18 protein-coding genes and 4 pseudogenes are annotated in these 21,029 nt (G+C 43.1%); 20 read left to right on the plus strand and 2 right to left on the minus strand.

From position 1 onward, the window contains the following. Positions 1–254 precede the first annotated feature (254 nt). From LJE11_RS09280 to LJE11_RS19805, 15 genes and pseudogenes are all read left to right on the plus strand, one after another. Complete coding sequence (locus tag LJE11_RS09280) at positions 255–1,751, plus strand: M20 family metallopeptidase (protein WP_118521340.1); 1,497 nt, start codon at positions 255–257, stop codon at positions 1,749–1,751. Between the two features lie 150 nt (positions 1,752–1,901). Next, on the plus strand, positions 1,902–2,462 hold the full coding sequence (locus LJE11_RS09285; protein WP_008705995.1) for a DJ-1 family glyoxalase III: 561 nt from the start codon (positions 1,902–1,904) through the stop codon (positions 2,460–2,462). Positions 2,463–2,736: 274 nt separating this feature from the next. Further along, complete coding sequence (gene tig / locus LJE11_RS09290; RefSeq protein WP_008705993.1) at positions 2,737–4,023, plus strand: trigger factor; 1,287 nt, start codon at positions 2,737–2,739, stop codon at positions 4,021–4,023. Between the two features lie 95 nt (positions 4,024–4,118). Beyond that, complete coding sequence (gene clpP / locus LJE11_RS09295; protein WP_008705991.1) at positions 4,119–4,700, plus strand: ATP-dependent Clp endopeptidase proteolytic subunit ClpP; 582 nt, start codon at positions 4,119–4,121, stop codon at positions 4,698–4,700. A 75-nt stretch (positions 4,701–4,775) separates the two neighbouring features. Next, positions 4,776–6,092 carry an ATP-dependent Clp protease ATP-binding subunit ClpX gene (clpX, locus tag LJE11_RS09300; RefSeq protein WP_008705989.1) on the plus strand — a complete coding sequence of 439 codons (1,317 nt, stop codon included), beginning with the start codon at positions 4,776–4,778 and terminating at the stop codon, positions 6,090–6,092. 20 nt (positions 6,093–6,112) lie between these two features. Next, positions 6,113–8,425 (plus strand): endopeptidase La, encoded by a 2,313-nt coding sequence (gene lon / locus LJE11_RS09305; protein ID WP_008705987.1) that lies wholly within the window; start codon positions 6,113–6,115, stop codon positions 8,423–8,425. 57 nt (positions 8,426–8,482) lie between these two features. Next, positions 8,483–9,088, plus strand: a complete 606-nt coding sequence (gene yihA, locus LJE11_RS09310; RefSeq protein ID WP_008705985.1) for a ribosome biogenesis GTP-binding protein YihA/YsxC — start codon at positions 8,483–8,485, stop codon at positions 9,086–9,088. A gap of 87 nt (positions 9,089–9,175) precedes the next feature. Then, complete coding sequence (locus tag LJE11_RS09315; protein WP_008705983.1) at positions 9,176–10,021, plus strand: energy-coupling factor transporter ATPase; 846 nt, start codon at positions 9,176–9,178, stop codon at positions 10,019–10,021. After that, positions 10,012–10,857, plus strand: a pseudogene (locus LJE11_RS09320) (energy-coupling factor transporter ATPase); the annotation flags it as partial. The gene LJE11_RS09315 and the pseudogene LJE11_RS09320, both read left to right, overlap by 10 nt. A gap of 227 nt (positions 10,858–11,084) precedes the next feature. Further along, the gene (locus tag LJE11_RS09325) at positions 11,085–11,888 is read left to right on the plus strand and encodes an energy-coupling factor transporter transmembrane component T family protein (RefSeq protein ID WP_008705979.1); all 804 of its coding nucleotides are present in this window, start codon (positions 11,085–11,087) and stop codon (positions 11,886–11,888) included. A 118-nt stretch (positions 11,889–12,006) separates the two neighbouring features. Continuing rightward, on the plus strand, positions 12,007–12,747 hold the full coding sequence (truA, locus tag LJE11_RS09330) for a tRNA pseudouridine(38-40) synthase TruA (RefSeq protein WP_008705977.1): 741 nt from the start codon (positions 12,007–12,009) through the stop codon (positions 12,745–12,747). A gap of 325 nt (positions 12,748–13,072) precedes the next feature. Further along, positions 13,073–13,501: a 50S ribosomal protein L13 gene (rplM, locus tag LJE11_RS09335; RefSeq protein WP_008705976.1), complete on the plus strand. Its 429-nt coding sequence runs from the start codon at positions 13,073–13,075 to the stop codon at positions 13,499–13,501. Between the two features lie 17 nt (positions 13,502–13,518). Further along, a complete protein-coding gene (gene rpsI / locus LJE11_RS09340; protein WP_008705974.1) occupies positions 13,519–13,911 on the plus strand; it encodes a 30S ribosomal protein S9 in 393 nt (130 codons plus the stop codon). Between the two features lie 223 nt (positions 13,912–14,134). Beyond that, positions 14,135–14,284, plus strand: a pseudogene (locus tag LJE11_RS19800) (ParA family protein); the annotation flags it as partial. An 18-nt stretch (positions 14,285–14,302) separates the two neighbouring features. Beyond that, complete coding sequence (locus LJE11_RS19805) at positions 14,303–14,578, plus strand: CD1845 family protein (RefSeq protein ID WP_255655740.1); 276 nt, start codon at positions 14,303–14,305, stop codon at positions 14,576–14,578. A gap of 73 nt (positions 14,579–14,651) precedes the next feature. Here the strand turns inward: LJE11_RS19805 and LJE11_RS09350 are convergent. Next, positions 14,652–15,107: pseudogene (locus tag LJE11_RS09350) on the minus strand (ATP-binding protein); the annotation flags it as partial. Between the two features lie 195 nt (positions 15,108–15,302). Then, positions 15,303–15,658, minus strand: a pseudogene (locus LJE11_RS09355) (helix-turn-helix domain-containing protein). A gap of 164 nt (positions 15,659–15,822) precedes the next feature. Here LJE11_RS09355 and LJE11_RS09360 point away from each other — a divergent pair. From LJE11_RS09360 to LJE11_RS09380, 5 genes are all read left to right on the plus strand, one after another. Beyond that, on the plus strand, positions 15,823–16,011 hold the full coding sequence (locus LJE11_RS09360) for a helix-turn-helix domain-containing protein (protein ID WP_008705968.1): 189 nt from the start codon (positions 15,823–15,825) through the stop codon (positions 16,009–16,011). Next, on the plus strand, positions 16,004–16,690 hold the full coding sequence (locus tag LJE11_RS09365) for a response regulator transcription factor (RefSeq protein ID WP_008705965.1): 687 nt from the start codon (positions 16,004–16,006) through the stop codon (positions 16,688–16,690). Before LJE11_RS09360 ends, LJE11_RS09365 begins: the two co-directional genes overlap by 8 nt. Positions 16,691–16,698: 8 nt before the next feature. Next, a complete protein-coding gene (locus tag LJE11_RS09370) occupies positions 16,699–17,736 on the plus strand; it encodes a sensor histidine kinase (protein WP_118575437.1) in 1,038 nt (345 codons plus the stop codon). 112 nt (positions 17,737–17,848) lie between these two features. Next, positions 17,849–18,532, plus strand: a complete 684-nt coding sequence (locus LJE11_RS09375) for an ABC transporter ATP-binding protein (protein ID WP_008705963.1) — start codon at positions 17,849–17,851, stop codon at positions 18,530–18,532. Next, positions 18,529–20,862, plus strand: coding sequence for an ABC transporter permease (locus tag LJE11_RS09380; RefSeq protein ID WP_055153207.1), 2,334 nt, complete (start codon positions 18,529–18,531; stop codon positions 20,860–20,862). The genes LJE11_RS09375 and LJE11_RS09380 overlap by 4 nt, the downstream gene beginning before the upstream one ends. Positions 20,863–21,029: the final 167 nt, after the last annotated feature.

Here is a 21,029-nt window from a genome sequence, read left to right on the forward strand (position 1 = left end):
TAGCATATATGAAAAATAATGAAAACGCATATTTTACTTAAATCAAACGGTGATATCGTTACTGTTCACTCCGTTCACAGTAACGTAGACAAAATTCATTCCAGATTGCCTGCGGCAATGGAATTTTGGCTTGTATGTCTCGGGATAGTGGTGTGTGAACAGTAACATGATATCTGCTTAATGTAAAATAGATAAAAATGTTGTGGGGAATGAAGAAGAAAGTAGGAAACAGCATGGGACAAGAGGAAAAATATATGGATGAATACATAAAAGAAATATCAGAAAAAATTGAAGATAAAAAAGAATATTATGCCAAAATCAGCGATAAAATCTGGGAGTATGCGGAGCCGAGATTTCAAGAATATAAATCTTCTGAATTACTTCAGCAGACATTAAAGAAAGAGGGATTTTCCATAAAATCAAATCTGGCAGGAGAGGAAACAGCATTTATTGCAGAATACGGTTCCGGAAAACCGGTTATAGGATTTCTTGGCGAATTTGATGCCCTGCCGGGACTCTCGCAGAAAGCAGATACTACCGAGAGAATCCCGGAAGAAAAAACATCAGATTCAAAATATGAAAGCGTGCCGGAAAGAGAAAAGAAACAAAATCCAGATTCAGGACATACTGATAATTGTGGTCATGGCTGCGGTCATCAGCTTATCGGAACAGGCACCCTTGCTTCCGTCATCGCATTAAAAGACTTCATGAAAGAACACAACCTGAAAGGAACAATCCGCTACTACGGCTGCCCAGCCGAAGAAAACGCAGGCGGCAAAGCGTTTCTCGTACGCGACGGCTATTTCGATGACTGTGACCTCGCCCTCTGCTGGCACCCGGAACAGGGACGACGCGCATGCTACGGAAGCACCAAAGCAAACTTCAGAGTCTTCTTCACATTCCACGGAACCCCGGCACACGCCTCCATGTGCCCGGAATTAGGCCGTTCCGCACTGGATGCAGTAGAATTAATGGACGTAGGCGTAAACTACATGCGTGAACACATGATAGACGAAGCCAGAATCCACTATGCCATCACCGACACAGGCGGAGATGCCCCAAACGTAGTCCAGTCCAGAGCCCAAGTACTCTACGCCATCCGCGCCCCGAAGATCACTCAGGTAAAAGAACTCTACAACCGTGTATGTAATATAGCCAAAGGCGCCGCCCTCATGACCGAAACTACCGTAGAAATCCGTCAGGTGGCTGCCTATTCCAATTTAATCTCCAGTAAAATCCTTGCAGACCATATGAACACCTACTTGGAAAAACTTGGCCCGATTCCATATACAGAGCAGGAATATGCCTACGCACAAAAATTCCAGCAGTCCCTCTCGGATCAGGACAAAAACCAACTTCCTACAATTGCCCGGGACTACTTTGGTCCCAAAGCACCGGAAGCAATGAAAACCCCAATCTTCGAACCAATCGCCTGTCAAAATCTGTACAGCGACCTCAAATACTCCACCGATGTAGGAGACGTAAGCTGGATCGTTCCAACCGTCCACCTCAACATCCCCACATTCGCCGCAGGAACCGCTCTCCACTCCTGGCAGGCAGTAGCCCAGGGCAAATCCTCAATAGCTCACAAAGGAATGCTCTACGCCGCCAAAATCATGGCTCTCACTGCCCTGGATTTTTTACAAAATCCAGAACTGGCAAATCAAGCCAGAAAAGAACTGACGGAAACCCTAAACGGCGAAACATATCCAGATCCATTGCCGAAAGACTTGAAACCAGAGATATGGTAAAAGTAACACTTTGCCAGTTCCCAGCGCGAAGCCATCTGTCTCTATGCAACTCAAACAAACATTGTAACTATCCATAAAAAATGCTATAATCCATTTCAGAAAAACAAGATAAAAATCTTAAAAAATACAACAATCAGGAGGCACAAAAAAATGAGTAAAAAAGCATACATCTTCCTCGCCGACGGATTCGAAGACATTGAAGGCTTAACCGTAGTAGACCTTCTTCGCCGCGCCGGAATCGACATCAAAACCATATCTATCAAAGAAACCACCCGGATCCAGACATCCCACGGCATCACCATGCTCACCGACGCCATATTCGCTGAAACCGACTTCGCCGACGCCGACATGCTCGTTCTTCCTGGAGGAATGCCGGGAACCAAATACCTTGCCGGTTACAAACCACTCATCGACCTCCTGACAGACTTCAACAATAAAGGCAAAAAAATCGCAGCCATCTGCGCAGCTCCAAGCGTATTTTCCGGACTGGGATTCCTCAAAGGCCGCAAAGCAACTTCCTATCCGTCATTCATGGAAGTTCTCTCCAAAGATGGCGCAGTAACAAGTGAAGACAGCGTAGTAGTAGACGGAAACATAACCACCAGCCGCGGCCTGGGAACGGCTGTAGACTTCGCACTCTCCCTGATTTCACAGCTCGAAAATGAAGAAAAAGCAAAAGAAATCGCAGAATCTGTAGTTTACACACGTTAAAACATCCCAAAACCCTTATTTTTATGCGAAAAAACACTAGCACTTTTGGATTTTTTGTGCTATACTGCTACAATGACTGTAAATATATAATTGAGTTATAAACAGACTTCTTGCGTTACTGACACAGAGTGAACAGTAACTCTCCCGCTTCTGCAATGGTGGGAGCGGAGCTCAGACTTGAATATATAGAAATAGGTAAAAACTGTGAATGATATAACGCAGCTGAAAAACCAGTCGCAAAATATAACCTGAATTTAAGGAGGAACATTGTAACATGAGTTTACAGGTGGAAAAAATGGAAAAAAACATGGCTAAACTTACTATCGAAGTTGCCGCTGAAGATTTAGAAAAAGCAATGCAGAATGCATACCAGAAAGCAAAAGGAAGAATTTCCATCCCTGGATTCCGTAAAGGAAAAGCTCCAAGAAAAATGATCGAGCAGATGTATGGCAAAGGAGTATTCCTTGAAGATGCTGTTAACGCTCTGATTCCGGAACACTACAGCAAAGCATTAGCTGAATGCGAACTTGAGATCGTTTCCCAGCCGACAATCGACATTACACAGGCTGAGCCTGGAAAAGCATTCATCTTCACAGCAGAAGTTGCTGTTAAACCGGAAGTTACATTAGGTGATTACAAAGGTGTAGAAGTACCGAAAACTGAAATCACAGTAACAGACGAAGACGTAGAAGCTGAACTCAAGAAAGAGCAGGAGAAAAACTCCAGAACAATCAGCGTAGAAGACCGCGCAGCTCAGTTAAATGATATCGTAACAATCGACTTCGAAGGATCTGTAGACGGAGTACCTTTCGATGGCGGACAGGCTACAGAGTATCCTCTGACACTTGGTTCCAACACATTTATCCCGGGATTCGAGGAACAGCTTGTTGGTGCTAAAGTTGGCGATGATGTAGACGTAAAAGTTACATTCCCTGAAGAATATCAGGCAAAAGAACTTGCAGGTAAAGAAGCAATCTTCAAATGCGCAGTTAAGAAGATCGAAGCAAAAGAACTTCCTGAACTGGATGATGATTTTGCAAAAGATGTTTCTGAGTTCGATACACTTGCAGAGTACAAAGAGCATGTAAAAACAAACCTTGAAGATAAAAAAGCAGACGAAGCAAAACGTGCAAAAGAAGATGCAGCAGTAGATAAAGCAATCGAAAATGCACAGATGGATATTCCGGAAGCTATGCTTATGACACAGTGTCGTCAGATGCTTGATGATTTCAGCAGAAGAATGCAGTCTCAGGGATTATCCATGGATCAGTACTTCCAGTTCACAGGCATGACTGCTGACAAGATGATGGAAGACATGAAACCACAGGCATTAAAGAGAATCCAGACAAGACTGGTTCTTGAGAAAGTAGCAGAAGTTGAGAACATTCAGCCAACAGAGGAAGAAGTAAATGAAGAGATCTCCAAGATGGCTGAAGCATACAAAATGGAAGCTGACAAGTTAAAAGAATTACTTGGAGAGCGTGAACTTGAGCAGATGAAGAAAGACATGGCTGTACAGAAAGCAGTTACTGTTATCGCTGACGCTGCTAAGGAAGTTTAATTTTAAAGTAATCGAATTTTAAGAACCGGAAAGAGACAGGCTCAGATGTCTGCCTCTTTCGGAAAAAAGTCAGCCGCGTAAATGGAGGCGTTTATATGAGTTTAGTACCTTATGTCATTGAACAGACAAGCAGGGGAGAGAGAAGTTATGATATCTATTCAAGGCTTCTGAAGGACAGAATCATTTTTCTTGGTGAGGAAGTAAATGATGTGAGTGCAGGACTGATCGTATCACAGCTTCTTTTCCTGGAAGCAGAAGATCCTGGTAAAGATATTCAGCTGTATATCAACAGCCCGGGCGGTTCCGTAACAGCCGGCATGGCAATCTATGATACCATGCAGTATATTAAATGCGATGTTTCTACCATTTGTCTTGGAATGGCTGCCAGCATGGGTGCCTTTCTTCTGGCAGGCGGTGCAAAAGGAAAGAGATTTGCTCTTCCGCATTCCACTATCATGATCCATCAGCCATCCGGCGGTGCGCAGGGACAGGCAACAGAGATCCAGATCGTGGCAGATCATATCGCACAGACAAAGAGAACTTTAAATGAGTTATTGGCTGCAAATACCGGTCAGCCGATAGAAGTTGTTGAGCGTGATACAGACCGGGACAACTATATGACTGCTGAAGAAGCAAAGGCATATGGACTGATTGACGGTGTAGTCATGCATAAATAATGCGAAAGATAAGACTCCTGTGAATCGTCACAGGAGTCTTATTAGTTAGTATAGAGAAAGGACAGACATAAATTCATGGCAGAAAAAATGAGAGAAGGAAAAGTAAGATGCTCCTTTTGCCAGAAGACAGAAGATCAGGTAAGAAAACTGATCGCAGGTCCGGATGGTAAAGTATTTATATGCGACGAGTGCATTGGCATCTGCTCAGAGATCATGGAGGAAGAATTAAATCCTTATGATGACGAGGTTTTGAATTCTGATATTAATCTGTTAAAACCGGAAGAGATCCATGCAGTTCTGGATGATTATGTAATTGGTCAGGATGCAGCAAAAAAGGCTCTTTCCGTTGCTGTTTATAATCACTATAAAAGAATTCTTGCGTCAAAAAATTCTGATGTAGAGCTTCAGAAGAGTAATATTCTGATGCTTGGACCTACAGGTTCAGGTAAAACTCTGCTGGCTCAGACACTTGCCAGACTTCTGAATGTACCGTTTGCTATTGCAGATGCTACCACACTGACAGAAGCCGGATATGTAGGAGAGGATGTTGAGAATATTCTTCTCAAGATCATTCAGGCAGCAGATTATGATATTGAACGTGCACAGTACGGAATTATCTATATTGATGAGATTGATAAGATCACAAGAAAATCTGAGAATCCATCCATAACCCGCGATGTTTCCGGTGAAGGCGTACAGCAGGCACTTCTGAAGATTCTGGAAGGTACAGTGGCAAGTGTTCCGCCTCAGGGCGGCCGCAAGCATCCTCATCAGGAGTTTCTTCAGATTGATACAACAAATATTCTGTTTATCTGCGGCGGTGCTTTTGACGGAATCGAGAAGATCATTGAGTCCAGACAGGATACCAAGTCCATCGGTTTCGGTGCAGAGGTTTCTGTTAAGGAAGACAGAAATGTAGGTGAGATCCTGAAGGATGTAATGCCGGAAGACTTTATCAAATTCGGTCTGATTCCTGAGTTTATCGGTCGTGTGCCGGTAGTTGTAACTCTGGATGCGCTGGATGAGAATGCGCTGATCAGTATTCTGAAAGAGCCGAAGAACTCACTTACCAAACAGTATCACAGATTATTTGAACTGGATGGTGTTGAACTTGATTTTGAAGATGATGCACTTGAACTGGTCGCAAAGAAATCTCTGGAACGTAAGACAGGAGCCAGAGGTTTGCGTGCGATCATGGAAGGTTCACTGATGGATCTGATGTATAAGATTCCGTCAGATGACACGATCCGCAAGTGTACAATTACCAAAGATGTAGTAGATGGCACCGGTGAGCCGGAGATCGTCCGCGGAGAAACTCCTGCACAGGCGAAGACAGCCGGAAGCAGAAGAACGTCCCGGACACACAAGAAGGATAAACCGGAAACAGCCTGATGAAAGGGACTGAACAATAAATGACAAATCAGAATATAGTGCTGCCTGCGATCGCTCTCAGGGGGACTACCATCCTTCCCGGGATGATCGTTCATTTTGATGTGAGCAGGGAGCGTTCTGTCAAGGCGATTGAAGCTGCCATGCTTCATGACCAGAAGATTTTTCTGGTTACTCAGATTGATCCTGAGGTGGAATCACCGGATCTGGCAGGTGTATATCATGTAGGAACCATTGCCTATATCAAACAGGTTGTGAAACTTCCGCAGAATCTTTTGCGGGTACTTGTAGAGGGAACGGGAAGAGCCACACTTGTGAAATTTGAGCAGGAGTTTCCGTTTATCAGAAGTGAGATCACACCTGTTGATGAAGAAGAAATGCAGATGCCGGAACCAGTGATGGAAGCCATGCACAGAAGCCTTAAGGAATTATTCCACAGATACTGCATGGAAAATGGAAAAGTCAGCAAAGAGCTGGTAGCACAGATTTTAAATATAGATAATGTTGAGGAACTGGTTGAGCAGATTGCCGTAAATATTCCTTTATCTTATCAGAATAAGCAGAAGATTCTGGAGGCACTTACACTGGAGGAACGTTATGAAGTTCTGGGTGCAATCCTTGGAAATGAGATTGAGATCATGCAGATTGGCAGAGATCTCCAGAAAAAAGTGAAGGCCAGAATTGATAAGAATCAGAGAGAATATATTCTCAGAGAGCAGCTGAAACTGATACGTGAGGAACTGGGTGAGGATAATACTGCGGATGACGCAGAGGAGTTTAAGAAGAAACTCCAGGAACTTCAGGCCGGCGATGAGGTAAAAGAGAAGATCAGCAAAGAAATCGAGAGATTTAAGAATACCAACAGCAATGTATCTGAGAATGCAGTACTGCGTGGTTATATTGAGACCATGCTGGCACTTCCGTGGGAGAAGAAATCCACAGATTCTGATGATCTGAAAGAAGCATGGAAAGTACTTCAGGAAGGTCATTACGGTCTGAAAGATGTGAAGGAGCGTGTGATGGAGTTCCTTTCCGTCCGCAAACTGACACATAAGGGAAAAAGTCCGATCCTTTGTCTGGTAGGACCTCCCGGAACAGGTAAAACCTCCATTGCCCGATCGATTGCAGAAGCAATGCATAAGAAATATGTACGTATCTGTCTGGGCGGTGTGAGAGATGAGGCTGAGATCCGGGGCCACAGAAAGACTTATGTAGGAGCAATGCCGGGAAGGATCACTGCAGCATTACAGCAGGCAGGAGTGAGCAATCCTCTGATGCTTCTGGATGAGATTGACAAGACCAGCAGTGATTATAAAGGAGATACTTCTGCGGCACTTCTTGAGGTGCTTGATCCGGAACAGAACAGCAGATTTATGGATCATTATATAGAGGTTCCACAGGATCTTTCAGAAGTACTGTTTATTGCAACTGCAAACGATGTTCAGGGCATTCCGAGACCACTTCTTGACCGTATGGAACTGATCGAGATCGCAGGTTATACTGAGAATGAGAAGGAACATATTGCAAAGGAACATCTGATTCCGAAGCAGATGGAAGAGAACGGTATCGAGAAAGGTAAACTGACAATCCAGTCAGCGGCTCTTAAGAAGATCATCAACAATTATACAAAAGAAGCCGGAGTTCGAAACCTGGAGAGAACCATCGGACAGATATGCAGAAAAACTGCACGTCTGATCATGGAAGAAGATAAAAAGAAAGTTACAGTGACTTCAAAGAATCTGTCAGATTTTCTTGGAAAAGAGCATTTTAACTATCTTATGGCAAATAAGAAAGATGAGATTGGTATTTCCCGTGGGCTTGCCTGGACACAGGTGGGCGGCGATACACTGCAGATTGAAGTCAATGTAATGCCCGGCAAGGGTGAGCTGATGCTTACCGGACAGTTGGGAGATGTTATGAAAGAGTCTGCACAGGCAGGTATTACTTATATTCGTTCCATTGCTTCTGACTATAAAGTTGAGCCGGAATTTTTCCAGGAAAACGATATTCATGTGCATATTCCGGAGGGGGCAGTACCAAAAGACGGACCATCCGCAGGTATTACCATGGCAACTGCAATCCTTTCCGCAATTATTAAGAAGCCGGTAAGGGCAGACCTTGCAATGACCGGTGAGATCACACTGAGAGGAAGAGTTCTTCCGATCGGCGGTTTGAAAGAAAAACTTCTTGCGGCAAAATATGCTAAGATCAAAGAGGTGTTAGTGCCGGCAGAAAACAAACCGGATATTCAGGAATTAGATAAGGAAATCACAGACGGACTTACCATTACCTTTGTAAGTTCGATGAAGGAAGTGCTTAATAAGGCACTGGTATAAAATAAATGGTCAGTCAGTAAAGATTGACCATTTGTTGTGAAAAAAGAGAGGAAATCAATGGTTATTAAGAATGTATCATTAGATATCGTATGCGGTATTACCAGCAAACTCCCGGACACCAACAGACCGGAGGTTGCATTTGCAGGAAAATCAAATGTGGGAAAATCATCTCTGATCAACGGGCTGATGAACCGGAAATCTCTTGCCAGAACAAGTGCACAGCCGGGAAAAACACAGACCATTAACTTTTATAATATCAATGAAGCCATGTATCTGGTAGACCTCCCTGGTTACGGATACGCAAAGGTTTCACAGTCTGAGAAGGAAAAATGGGGCAAGATGATCGAAAGATATCTTCATACATCCAAAAACCTGAAGGCGGTTTTCCTTCTTATTGATATCCGTCATGATCCATCTGCAAATGACAAGATGATGTATGACTGGATTCTGAACAATGGCTATGAGCCGATCATTATTGCAACGAAGCTTGACAAGCTCAAACGAAGCCAGGTTCAGAAAAATATCAAAGCAATCAAAGAAGGGCTGAAGCTGAGCAAAGATGGCATTATTATTCCTTTCTCTGCTGAGACGAAGCAGGGAAGAGATGAGATCTGGGCTCTGATTGACGAGTTGACCGGACTGGCAGCTACTGAAGAAGCCTGAAAAAATAAATATTCGCTGTTTACTGACGGGATTCTTTTCCTGTGAAAATAAGCAGCAGACAGACAAAATACGAGGACAAAAAATATTATGGGAATTATCAAGGCATTCAAGCTGGGATTTGACTATCTCAAGTATGATGAAGATGGTAACGTGCAGGATACGCAGCGTGCTGTCAATGATGTAAACCTGGACATTGAAGCCGGACAATTCGTGGCTGTTCTGGGACATAATGGTTCCGGAAAATCTACTCTTGCAAAGCACCTGAATGCGCTGTTGCTTCCGACGGAAGGAACTTTGTGGGTAGATGGGATTGACACGTCTAAAGAGCCGGAATTATGGAAAGTCCGACAGAAAGCGGGCATGGTTTTTCAGAATCCTGACAATCAGATCATAGGAACTGTAGTAGAAGAAGACGTAGGGTTCGGACCGGAGAATATGGGTGTGCCCACAGAGAAAATCTGGGAGCGTGTAGATGAGAGCCTGAAAAAAACAGGAATGACATCCTATCGTTATCATTCTCCGAATAAACTTTCCGGCGGACAGAAGCAGAGAGTTGCAATTGCCGGTGTCATGGCAATGCGTCCGAAATGCATCATTTTGGATGAGCCAACTGCAATGCTGGATCCGAATGGACGAAAGGAAGTTCTTGAGGCAGTCAGTGACCTTAACAGACGGGAAGGAGTGACAGTCATTCTGATCACTCACTATATGGAAGAAGTTGTTCATGCGGACAAGGTATATGTTATGGACAACGGAGAAGTGGTGATGCAGGGAACACCCAGAGAGATTTTCTCACAGGTGGAAACTCTGAAAGAATACAGACTGGATGTGCCGCAGGTAACACTTCTGGCACACGAACTTCATAAAGCCGGAGTGGATGTTTCGGAGGGAATACTGACTACAGAGGAGCTGGTGAATGCCTTATGTCAATAGAATTAAAAAATGTAACTTATACCTACAGTCCGGGAACTGCCTATGAGATCCATGCGCTGAAAGATATCAATCTTTCTATTCCGGACGGACAGTTTATCGGAATTATCGGACATACAGGAAGTGGGAAATCTACACTGATCCAGCATTTCAATGCGCTGATCCGTCCAACTTCCGGTACGATCACTTATAATGGAGAGGATATCTGGGGAGAGAAATATGATCGTCGTGCCCTGCGAAGCGAGGTTGGTCTTGTATTTCAGTATCCGGAGCATCAGCTCTTTGAGAATGATGTGCTTTCTGATGTATGCTTTGGTCCCATGAATCAGGGATTATCCAGGGAAGAGGCAGAAGTAGAAGCAAAGAAAGCACTGCAGCACGTAGGTTTCAAGGAGAAAAATTTCAGTAAATCCCCTTTTGAGCTTTCCGGCGGACAGAAGAAAAGAGTTGCTATTGCCGGTGTACTGGCAATGAATCCGAAAATTCTTATTTTGGATGAGCCAACTGCAGGTCTGGATCCGAAAGGACGAGATGATATCCTTGACCAGATCGCAGAGCTTCATAAAGTAAGAGGGATTACCATTATCCTTGTATCCCACAGCATGGAGGATATTGCAAAATATGCGGAGAGACTGATCGTAGTCAATGACGGAGAAATCGCATATGACGATGCTCCCAAAGCAGTATTTGCTCATTACAGAGAGCTGGAAGCCATGGGACTTGCAGCACCGCAGATTACTTATATCATGCATGCGTTGAAGGAAAAAGGCCTGGATGTAGATGTAACTGCTACAACGGTGGATGAGGCAAAAGAGAATATCCTTGCAGTTTTAAGAAAATGTAATCTCGGGAAATTGTCCGGTAACAGACAATCTGTTTCAGACAGTCAGTCGAAAAAAGAAAATGCCAAAGCAGAAACCTTAATTAGTGAGATGGAAGCTGATCTGACTAAGGATGGGACGAAAGAGTCTCATTCAGATGTGCCTGATGAAGATTTAAGCATTCAGAAGGAAACAATGGATAAAAAGTCTGCAGAACAAGAAGAGAATGAGGGAGGGCAGGAAGTATGATCCGAGACATTACAATAGGACAGTATTATCCTGCAGATTCCGTTCTGCACAAAATGGATCCGAGAGCAAAGCTGGTGGGTACGCTGGTGTTCATCATCTCTGTCTTTGTATTCCATACATTTCCGGGATATGCAGTGGCAACTATATTTCTGGCAGCGATGATCATTCTTTCCAAAGTTCCTGTGAAATTTATGTTCAAGGGACTGAAGGCAATCGTGATGCTTCTTATGATCACAGTGGTATTTAATATATTTCTGACACCCGGAAAGGTTCTCTGGCAGTGGGGAATCCTGCATGTGACAGAGGAGGGCCTGAAGCTGGCCGGAAGAATGGCCATCCGCCTGACGTATCTGGTGATCGGTTCTTCTCTTATGACGCTGACTACCACACCCAATCAGCTTACAGATGGTCTGGAACGACTTCTCAGGCCGTTAAATAAACTTCATGTGCCAATCCACGAGATTGCCATGATGATGTCTATTGCGCTGCGTTTTATCCCAATCCTTATGGAGGAAACCGATAAGATCATGAAAGCACAGATTGCACGTGGCGCAGATTTTGAAACCGGAAATATAATTCAGAAGGCAAAAAATATGATTCCGCTTCTGGTTCCGCTGTTTATTTCTGCGTTCAGAAGAGCAAATGATCTGGCCATGGCCATGGAAGCAAGGTGCTATCATGGAGGGGATAACAGAACCCAGATGAAGCCATTGCGTTATGAGTCCAGAGACTACATTTCCTATGTGGTGATGTGGGCTTATCTGGGAATCGCCATTGTTTTCAGAATTGTGGGAATCTGAGAAAGTACTGATATAATTTATAAAGATATTTTATATGCTGTAATCCGGTAGGAAAGGATTACAGCATATTGTTTATTTTGTTATAACAAAAGTTTTCAATTTTTATGGAGGAAAACAGATGAAAAGAATTGGTCTTGTAGTTGCATATGACGGCACCAACTACTGTGGCTGGCAGACACAGCCAAACGGGATTACTGTACAGGGGGTATTAAATGATACATTGTCCGAGCTTCTTGGCGAGAAGATAGAAACGATCGGTGCAAGCCGTACAGACGCAGGGGTTCATGCCATGGGAAACGTGGCAGTATTTGACACCAACACACGCATTCCCGGGGAAAAGATTTCCTATGCACTGAACCAGCGTCTTCCGGAAGATATCCGCATTCAGCTCTCTGAAGAAGTAGAACCGGATTTCCATCCCCGTTATTGCGACAGCGAGAAAACATACGAATACCGCATCCTGAATCGCAAATTCCCGGTTCCGACAGAGCGCTTATACACCTATTTCTACCACTACAAACTGGATGTAGATAAGATGAAAGCAGCAACCTCATACCTGATCGGACAGCATGATTTTGCTTCTTTCTGCGGTGCAAAAGCGCAGGTAAAAACAACTATCCGTACAGTGACAGGAATTGATGTATGGCGTGACGGAGATATCGTAACCATACGTGTAACAGGAACAGGATTCCTCTACAACATGGTACGAATCATCTCCGGAACTCTGATCGAAGTAGGAAACGGACAGTATCCGCCTGAGAGAGTAAAGACAATTCTGGAAGCCTGCAACCGCGAAATGGCAGGCCCAACTGCTCCGGCACAGGGACTGACACTGATGGGGATTGAATTTTTTGATTGATAGTCAGGAGGAGAAAATCATCCGTTTCGATAATTGCCGGTGGGATAACTGATCAACAGTTTTTTTGCTGAAAACAAAAAACGGGGGAGTAACGAAAAAAATTGAAAAAACGACACAAAACCTATTGACAGAACAGAACCCTTATAATATAATAACCAAATGTGACGTAGTGCGAGATGCTTAAGCCAAATAGCCCAGGCGAAAGTATTTATCAGCGGTTTCGGACATTTCCGCATTTTTAGCACCGGCGTTTCCAATAACTTATATTCGCGGGAAATTCCGCGGTTAATTAAACTATCGTTGATAAATAACAGGAGGTAAAACCATGCAGACTTATATGGCTAATCCAGATAAAATCGAAAGAAAATGGTATGTAGTTGACGCTGATGGATGTACTCTTGGCCGTCTGGCATCCGGAGTAGCAAGCGTTTTAAGAGGAAAAAATAAACCACAGTTTACACCACACGTAGACACAGGTGATTATGTAATCATCGTAAACGCTGACAAGATCAAAGTTACAGGTAAGAAATTAGAGCAGAAAATCTACTACAATCACTCCGATTATGTAGGTGGAATGAGAGAAACCACATTAAAAGAAATGTTAGCAAAGAAACCTGAGAGAGTTATCGAGCTCGCAGTTAAAGGTATGCTTCCAAAAGGACCTTTAGGAAGAAGCATGTACACAAAACTTTTCGTATATGCAGGACCGGAACACAAACATGAAGCTCAGAAACCAGAAGCTTTAACATTTTAATTAGGAGGTAGAAAACATTGGCTAGCGCAAAATTCTACGGAACAGGAAGAAGAAAAAAATCAATCGCAAGAGTTTATCTTGTACCTGGAACCGGTAAGATCACAATCAATAAAAGAGATATCGATGAATATTTTGGATTAGATACACTGAAAGTTATCGTTCGTCAGCCTTTAGCTGCAACAGAAACAGAAGGCAAATTTGACGTATTAGTTAACGTTCATGGCGGTGGATACACAGGACAGGCTGGTGCCATCAGACATGGTGTTGCAAGAGCCCTTCTTCAGGCAGACAACGACTACAGACCAGTTCTGAAAGCTGCTGGATTCTTAACTCGTGACCCACGTATGAAAGAACGTAAGAAGTACGGTCTCAAAGCAGCTCGTAGAGCTCCGCAGTTCAGCAAACGATAATCGACTGCTCAGACTATATCAAAATGGTTCAAAAACCCCGGAAAATCAAGGTTTTCCGGGGTTTTCTTATACCTAAACGGGCTGATATAGTTTGACCTCATTTGACCAAACGAGAGCCGTTTTCACTCAATTTTTAGTGGTTAAATATAGGACAACCGGCAAAAATGGGGTCAAAAAACGGCCTTAGTGGAAATAGGACAACCAGAAAGGGTGCTATGTGCCAGTGGCACATGTTCAGCACCGACCGGAGCGGGAGCGGAGAAGCGTTGGCAAAACAACAACCTGTGCGAACTTGGGAATAGGTCTGGCACAGGCCGGAAAGAAAGTGCTTTTGATCGACGGGGACCCACAAGGAAGCCTGACAATCAGCTTGGTTTTGAAATGTTTGCTGATGATTGTAACTGCACCGGTCATTTTGGTGTTGACGCTTTTTGTCTGGCTCTGCATGGGGCTGATCTACATATCCGGTCTGGTGCTTGGTCTACTAAGCACGGTAATTGCTCTGCTTGGCGTGGCTGTGATTATTACCTATTCCCCGCAGAATGGTGCAATTTTGCTGGTTATGGCATTTTTGATTAGCCCGATGGGATTGCCGCTGGCTGCGATCTGGCTGTTGGGCAAGGTGCAGAGTTTGAAATTTGCGATCCAGGATTGGGCGTATGGGTAAATGATGTGAATATAATTTGGAATGAAAAGAAGCAGGACAATGGGAGATGAGACCCAATGCCCTGCTTCTCTGTTTATTCGGAACGAACTGTAATATATTTTTGATTGCGACTTTTAGGTTTATCGGGAATAGTCATTTCTAATTGCCCGGATTCTAAAAGCGGATTGATATGCTTCAAAGTGAAGTTTCTTAAATCTTTGAAGCCGCAAAATACTGCAAGCTCTTTCTTGGATTTTGGTGTTGTGCAAAAAGCCAAAATCTGTTTGGACATCGTTGATAGTTCAATATCTTGGTGGATAACTTGGTGGGTAACTTGGTGGGTATCACCCTCTAAGTTGTAGTTTACATTTTTCAAAATAACTCTGAAATCTGTCGCTGTTGAGGAAAATTCGGGCTTATATGCCGCTGTATATCCAGGTAGCTTTTCGGTTTCACTGACGATTTTGCGTAGGCCACTTCCACGGCGTTCCATGTACTTCATGCGGTGGAACAGGTCAGCAATCACAGGGTTTCGTCGCATGGAACGGATACCGCGCAGCCACAGAATGAAATTCTGTGTTCAAAGGGGCTTGGGGGCGCTGCCCTCAACAAGCAAGCGGAGAGGAAAATCACGGAGGGATTTTCTTCTCTGCGGGCCTGTGTGTATTAACACAGGCATTGCTTGCCTCTTTTCTCCGAAATTGAAAAGAACCAGTGAGAGAATCGTTAAATTTCACTCGCTGGCTCAATTCATTTCAAATATCTCGGACAACTCTGTCAGTTCTTTCACCGTTTCCTGGGTGTGATGCAGCAGGGTGTCACGCATTTCTGGAGGACAGCTGGAATAAAGCATTTTCATCTGATTGACACCTTCATCCTCCAGAGAAACATCTGGATTTATAAGTGTATCTAAAGAGATGTGCAGGACCTTTGCCAATGCTCTCAAAATCAAATAGGAAGGATTCATTTTCCCTTTTTCGATATTGGCGATTTGCTTTACAGAAACATGGCTCAGATCAGAAAGTTCCTGTTGTGTCAGTTCTTTATTCTTTCGGGTTTCCCGCATTTTTGCCCTAAAGCAGTTAAATCATCAATCGGCATAATCGTTCACCTTAATAATATTGTATCGTTCCGGTTTATGTGATGGAATGACCTTATTATGTCTGACAAGCTGTACGATTATGCCGATTATATAAAGCTGCGATTGGTGATAAACTTGTATTGTTCGAGACAAAGAACTATAATGTACGCTGTGGAGGTGCAGAATGGATTATATGACACTAAAAGAGGCCGCCGAAAAATGGGGCGTGACACCTCGTAGAGTAAATTACTATTGTGCCGCCGGGCGCATATCTGGAGCTGTAAAGATGGCAACTATCTGGCTAATTCCAAAGGATGCGGAAAAGCCGATTGATGGTCGAACAAAACAAGGAAAGGTAAAAAAGTATGAGTAATATATTACTTCTTGAAGATGATCTAAGCCTGATTAACGGGCTTTCTTTTGCTTTCAAAAAGCAGGGATTTGAATTAAATATCGCCAGAACGCTCAAAGAAGCGGAGGAATTGTGGACAGACGGAAAATATGATTTGTTGGTGTTGGACGTATCTCTGCCAGATGGGTCTGGCTTTGAATTTTGCAAAAGAGTTCGACTTACATCAAAGGTGCCAATTATTTTTCTGACGGCTTCGGATGAGGAAACAAGTATTATTATGGGGCTGGATATTGGAGGTGATGACTATATCACAAAACCGTTCAAACTGGGGGTTCTCGTTTCAAGGATTAACGCCTTACTTCGACGTGCAAATTCTTTTCAAGCAGCAGACACAGAATTGCAGTCGAATGGCATCAAGGTTCTTTTGCTGCAAGGACAGGTTTTCAAAAATGGGGAGCTGTTGGATTTGACTGCCGCGGAATACAAGCTACTGTGCTTGTTTATGAGAAACCCAAGCATGGTGCTGACAAAGGGACAAATTTTAGATAAGCTATGGGATTGCGACGGGAATTATATCGACAGTAGTACCCTTACGGTCTATATGCGTCGGCTTCGTATGAAGATCGAGGATAATCCAAGCGAACCACAAATGCTCCTGACTGTTCGAGGTATGGGATATAAATGGAATATTATCGGGTGAGGTGCAGAATGAAGATACTGGCAAATAAAGAAATCAAAAATCTATTTCATTCGCTTTCACTGGTTTTTGGGGTTACATTTCTCTTAGCCGAGGTTTTTCTATGGCTATCATATCGCCGGCTTTCTCTGTTATTGCTAATCCTTTTTCTATTGGCTGGTGGTGCTGTATGGGCAGTCTGCTTTGTATATTTTAATCGGCAAAATCAGATCATGGAGCAGGCGATATTACAAATCAATGCGTATCTTGATGGTGATCGCAATGCCCGTATTGAATGTGACAATGAGGGCGAATTGTACCGACTGTTTCATTCCATCAATTCTTTAGCGGCAGTGTTAAATGCCCATGCAGATAACGAGTTACGAGAGAAAGAGTTTTTGAAAAATACAATCTCCGATATTTCACACCAACTGAAAACACCGCTGGCAGCACTCAATATTTATAACGGACTCCTTCAAGACGAGGATATAGAAGTGACCTCCGTGAAAGAATTTGCGGGTTTGTCTGAGCAGGAACTTGACCGTATCGAAACACTGGTGCAAAGTCTGCTCAAGATTACAAGATTGGATGCCGGAGCCATTGTCTTGGAAAAGAACGCAGAAAATGTTGCAGATATGATGCGGGATATTGAACTGCATTTTGCATATAGAGCCAGACAGGAAAAGAAAGAAATCATTCTGTCTGGCTCGGATCATCTTTCTCTTTTTTGTGATCGTGATTGGTTGAATGAGGCAATCGACAATATTGTGAAAAATGCGTTTGACCATACAGAAAGTGGTGCAACAATTCATGTTGCGTGGAAGGAGTTGCCGTCTGGTGTCCAAATTGTGATAACGGATAATGGATGCGGCATCCACCCAGAAGATATACATCACATCTTCAAGCGGTTTTATCGCAGTCGTTTTTCTAAGGACAAGCAAGGGATTGGACTGGGATTACCTTTGGCAAAGGCAATCGTTGAAGCACATAATGGCACCATTGAGGTTGACAGCGAATTAGGTATCGGGACAACTTTCACAATGAATTTTCTGATTCCTACAAAATTGTAGGCTGGCTGTAGGCTTACAGTAAGATTCAGGTGCTATTCTCTCACACATAGGCAGGACAAACAAAGACAGCCTGCCTATATCGCAAAATCATTCAGAAAGAGGTGTTTACACTATGAACTTATTAGAAGTCAAAAATATCAGTAAGACCTATGGCAACGGAGAAACCGCTGTCAAGGCATTAAAGGATGTCAGCTTTTCTGTTCCAAAGGGCGAGTATGTGGCAATCGTCGGGGAATCCGGCTCTGGTAAAAGTACACTGCTGAATATGATCGGTGCTTTGGACACGCCAACATCTGGCAAGGTTCTGATTGACGGCAAGGACATTTTTGCCATGAACGATCGAAAGCTGACCGTTTTCCGCCGGAGGAATATCGGCTTTATCTTTCAGGCGTTTAACCTTATCCCGGAGTTGACGGTGGAACAAAATATTATTTTTCCGCTGTTGTTGGATTATCAAAAGCCGGATAAGAGATATTTGGAGGAACTGCTGACGGTTTTGAATTTGAAAGATCGTCGTAATCATTTACCCAGTCAGCTTTCCGGCGGTCAACAGCAGAGAGTGGCGATTGGCCGCGCATTGATTACCCGTCCTTCTCTGATTCTGGCAGACGAGCCAACAGGAAATTTGGACTCACAAAACAGTAGTGAGGTCATAGCATTGCTCAAAGAAACATCGAAAAAATACGAGCAGACCATCATTATGATTACCCACAACCGCAGTATTGCGCAAACGGCAGACCGGGTATTACAGGTATCGGATGGTACTTTGACTGATTTTGGGAGGTGCCGTGAATGAAAAGCTATCTTAGTCTCATTCCCATCTCCGCAAAGGTGCGCAAGCGGCAAAATCGTATGACTGTCTTGTGTATTATCATTTCGGTGTTTCTTGTCACAGCTATTTTCAGTGTTGCTGACATGATGATACGAACAGAAAGCGATTTTATGATAAGTAACCATGGAAACTGGCACATTGCAATAAAAAATATTTCACAGAACAATGCGGATGAAATCAGTAATCGTTCAGATGTTACAGCAGTTGGTGTAGCTTCTCAATTTAATTTTGAAGGAGAACAACCGTACCGAGTCAACGAAAAACGAACTGTTTTGTATGGCACCGATGAAGTCTATATTACTCAGATTTCAAATGGAATTGTAGAAGGAACATTTCCGGCAAATGATGAGGAAGTTATGCTTACACCTAATTCTGTAACTGCTTTAGGAGTACAGCTTGGGGATAGTGTAACCTTACATACCCCTGCTGGAGATCGGACATTTACAATCTCTGGCTTTGGCACAGATGATGAAAGCTATTATAACAATCAGACTTATTTGATAGGCTCTTATCTGACACAAAGTGCATTTACTTCTGTTATGGCACAAAACGGAGTAACAAACAATGAGTTGACTTATTATGTGCAGTTTGAAAGTGCAGCGAAAGCGGCAAATGCAATAACAGAACTACAGACACAGTACCAATTATCCGATGGGAGTATTTCTGAAAATACCGGCGTTATGGGCATGGCTGGGCAAAGCAACAATACAGCGATGCAGAGTATGTACGGATTGGCAGCAATTCTATTTGTTTTAGTGTTGTTGGCAGGAATATTGATGATTTCTGGCAGTATGAATAGCATCATTGCGCAACGAACTCAATTTTTTGGAATGTTGCGTTGCATTGGTGCAAGTCGTCAACAAATTATCCGCTTTGTCCGTTTGGAGGCATTGAACTGGTGTAAAACCGCGGTACCTATTGGAGTGGTTTTTGGAACAATAATTAGTTGGATTATTTGTGCCACACTTCATTATGGAATTGGTGGAGAATTTTCTACAACGCCAGTCTTTCAGATCAGCCCTGTTGGACTTATCAGTGGTGTAGTTGTTGGAGTGGTAACAGTATTTTTAGCAGCACAATCCCCAGCAAAGCGGGCTGCTAAAGTTTCACCCATATCTGCGGTTTCTGGCAATGTAGATAATAAATCTTCTGTTAAACACGCTATCAAGTTTAGCTTAGGAAAAATTGATAATTCACTTGGCATACATCATGCGGTTGAAAAAAAGAAAAACTGGTTTCTGATGACGGCTTCCTTTGCACTGACTATTATGCTGGTTTTTTCTTTTTCTGTAATTTTAGATTTTGCAAAGCAACTTGTTCCATCGTTGAGTGTCACATCAGCCGATATAGCATTATCCAGTTATGCAAATAAAATGGATATTGAGCGCAGCCTGGTCGATGAAATCAAAAAAATAGATGGGGTTGCAAATGCTTATGGAAGTAGCTATGTAGAAAACATTCCTGCAACATCTTCAAGAGCAGGAATAGACCATATCAATATTGTTTCTTATGATGATACACTTCTAGATTACTCAAAAGGTAGTATTGCTCAGGGATCATTAGATACAGTTTACGGGAACAGTAACAAAGTGGCAACCGTATTTAATAGAAACAATTCCTTGCACATCGGTGATACCATCCAGTTTGCAGGCGAAGAAGTTGAGATTACTTGCGCTCTATCACAAGGGTTATTCGGAGATGATTTGATTATTATTTGCTCACAGGAAACATTTGACCGTATCATGGGCGATACAAAGTATGGGCTTATTGGAATTCAGTTAGATTCAAACGCTACTGAAGAAACAATAGCAGAAATTAGAAGTCTTGAAAACGATGATATTATCATTACAGATCAGCGTGAAGGCAATAAACAAAATAATGCTACATATTGGGCTGCACGAATTGTTTGTTATGGCTTCTTAGCTATTATCGGAGTTATTTCGCTGTTTAATATCGTCAATAGTATCTCTATGAGTGTATCTGCACGAATTAAGCAGTATGGTGCAATGCGAGCTGTTGGTATGGATAATAGGCAGCTTAAACGAATGATTTCTGCGGAAGCGTACACCTATGCAATTTCTGGTTTGATAGTTGGATGTGGCATTGGACTCCCGCTTAGTCGATTTTTATATAATCGTCTAATTACACATTATTTTGGAATTGAGTGGAGATTTCCTATCCTGTGGTTTGGAATTGTCGTTGCCTTTATCTTCATATCTGCTATTGTGTCTGTTTATGCTCCTGCAAAGAGAATTCGCAATATGCCAATTACTGCAACCATCAATGAATTATAGTTTCATATGTTAATCTGCCGGACGACGGCAAAAGAAAAAAAGCCGTCGTACAGCAGACATATTTTCACGCGCCTTATGAAACGGCGGCTTTGATTTCAGAGCCGCCGTTTCTTTGCGTTTGTACAAACCTATGACGACTTGCAGGGACACGGTAGCCGATTGGAGGT

Source organism: Blautia sp. DFI.1.216 (genome assembly GCF_020594215.1).
Classification (GTDB): Bacteria; Bacillota; Clostridia; order Lachnospirales; family Lachnospiraceae; genus Blautia_A; species Blautia_A wexlerae.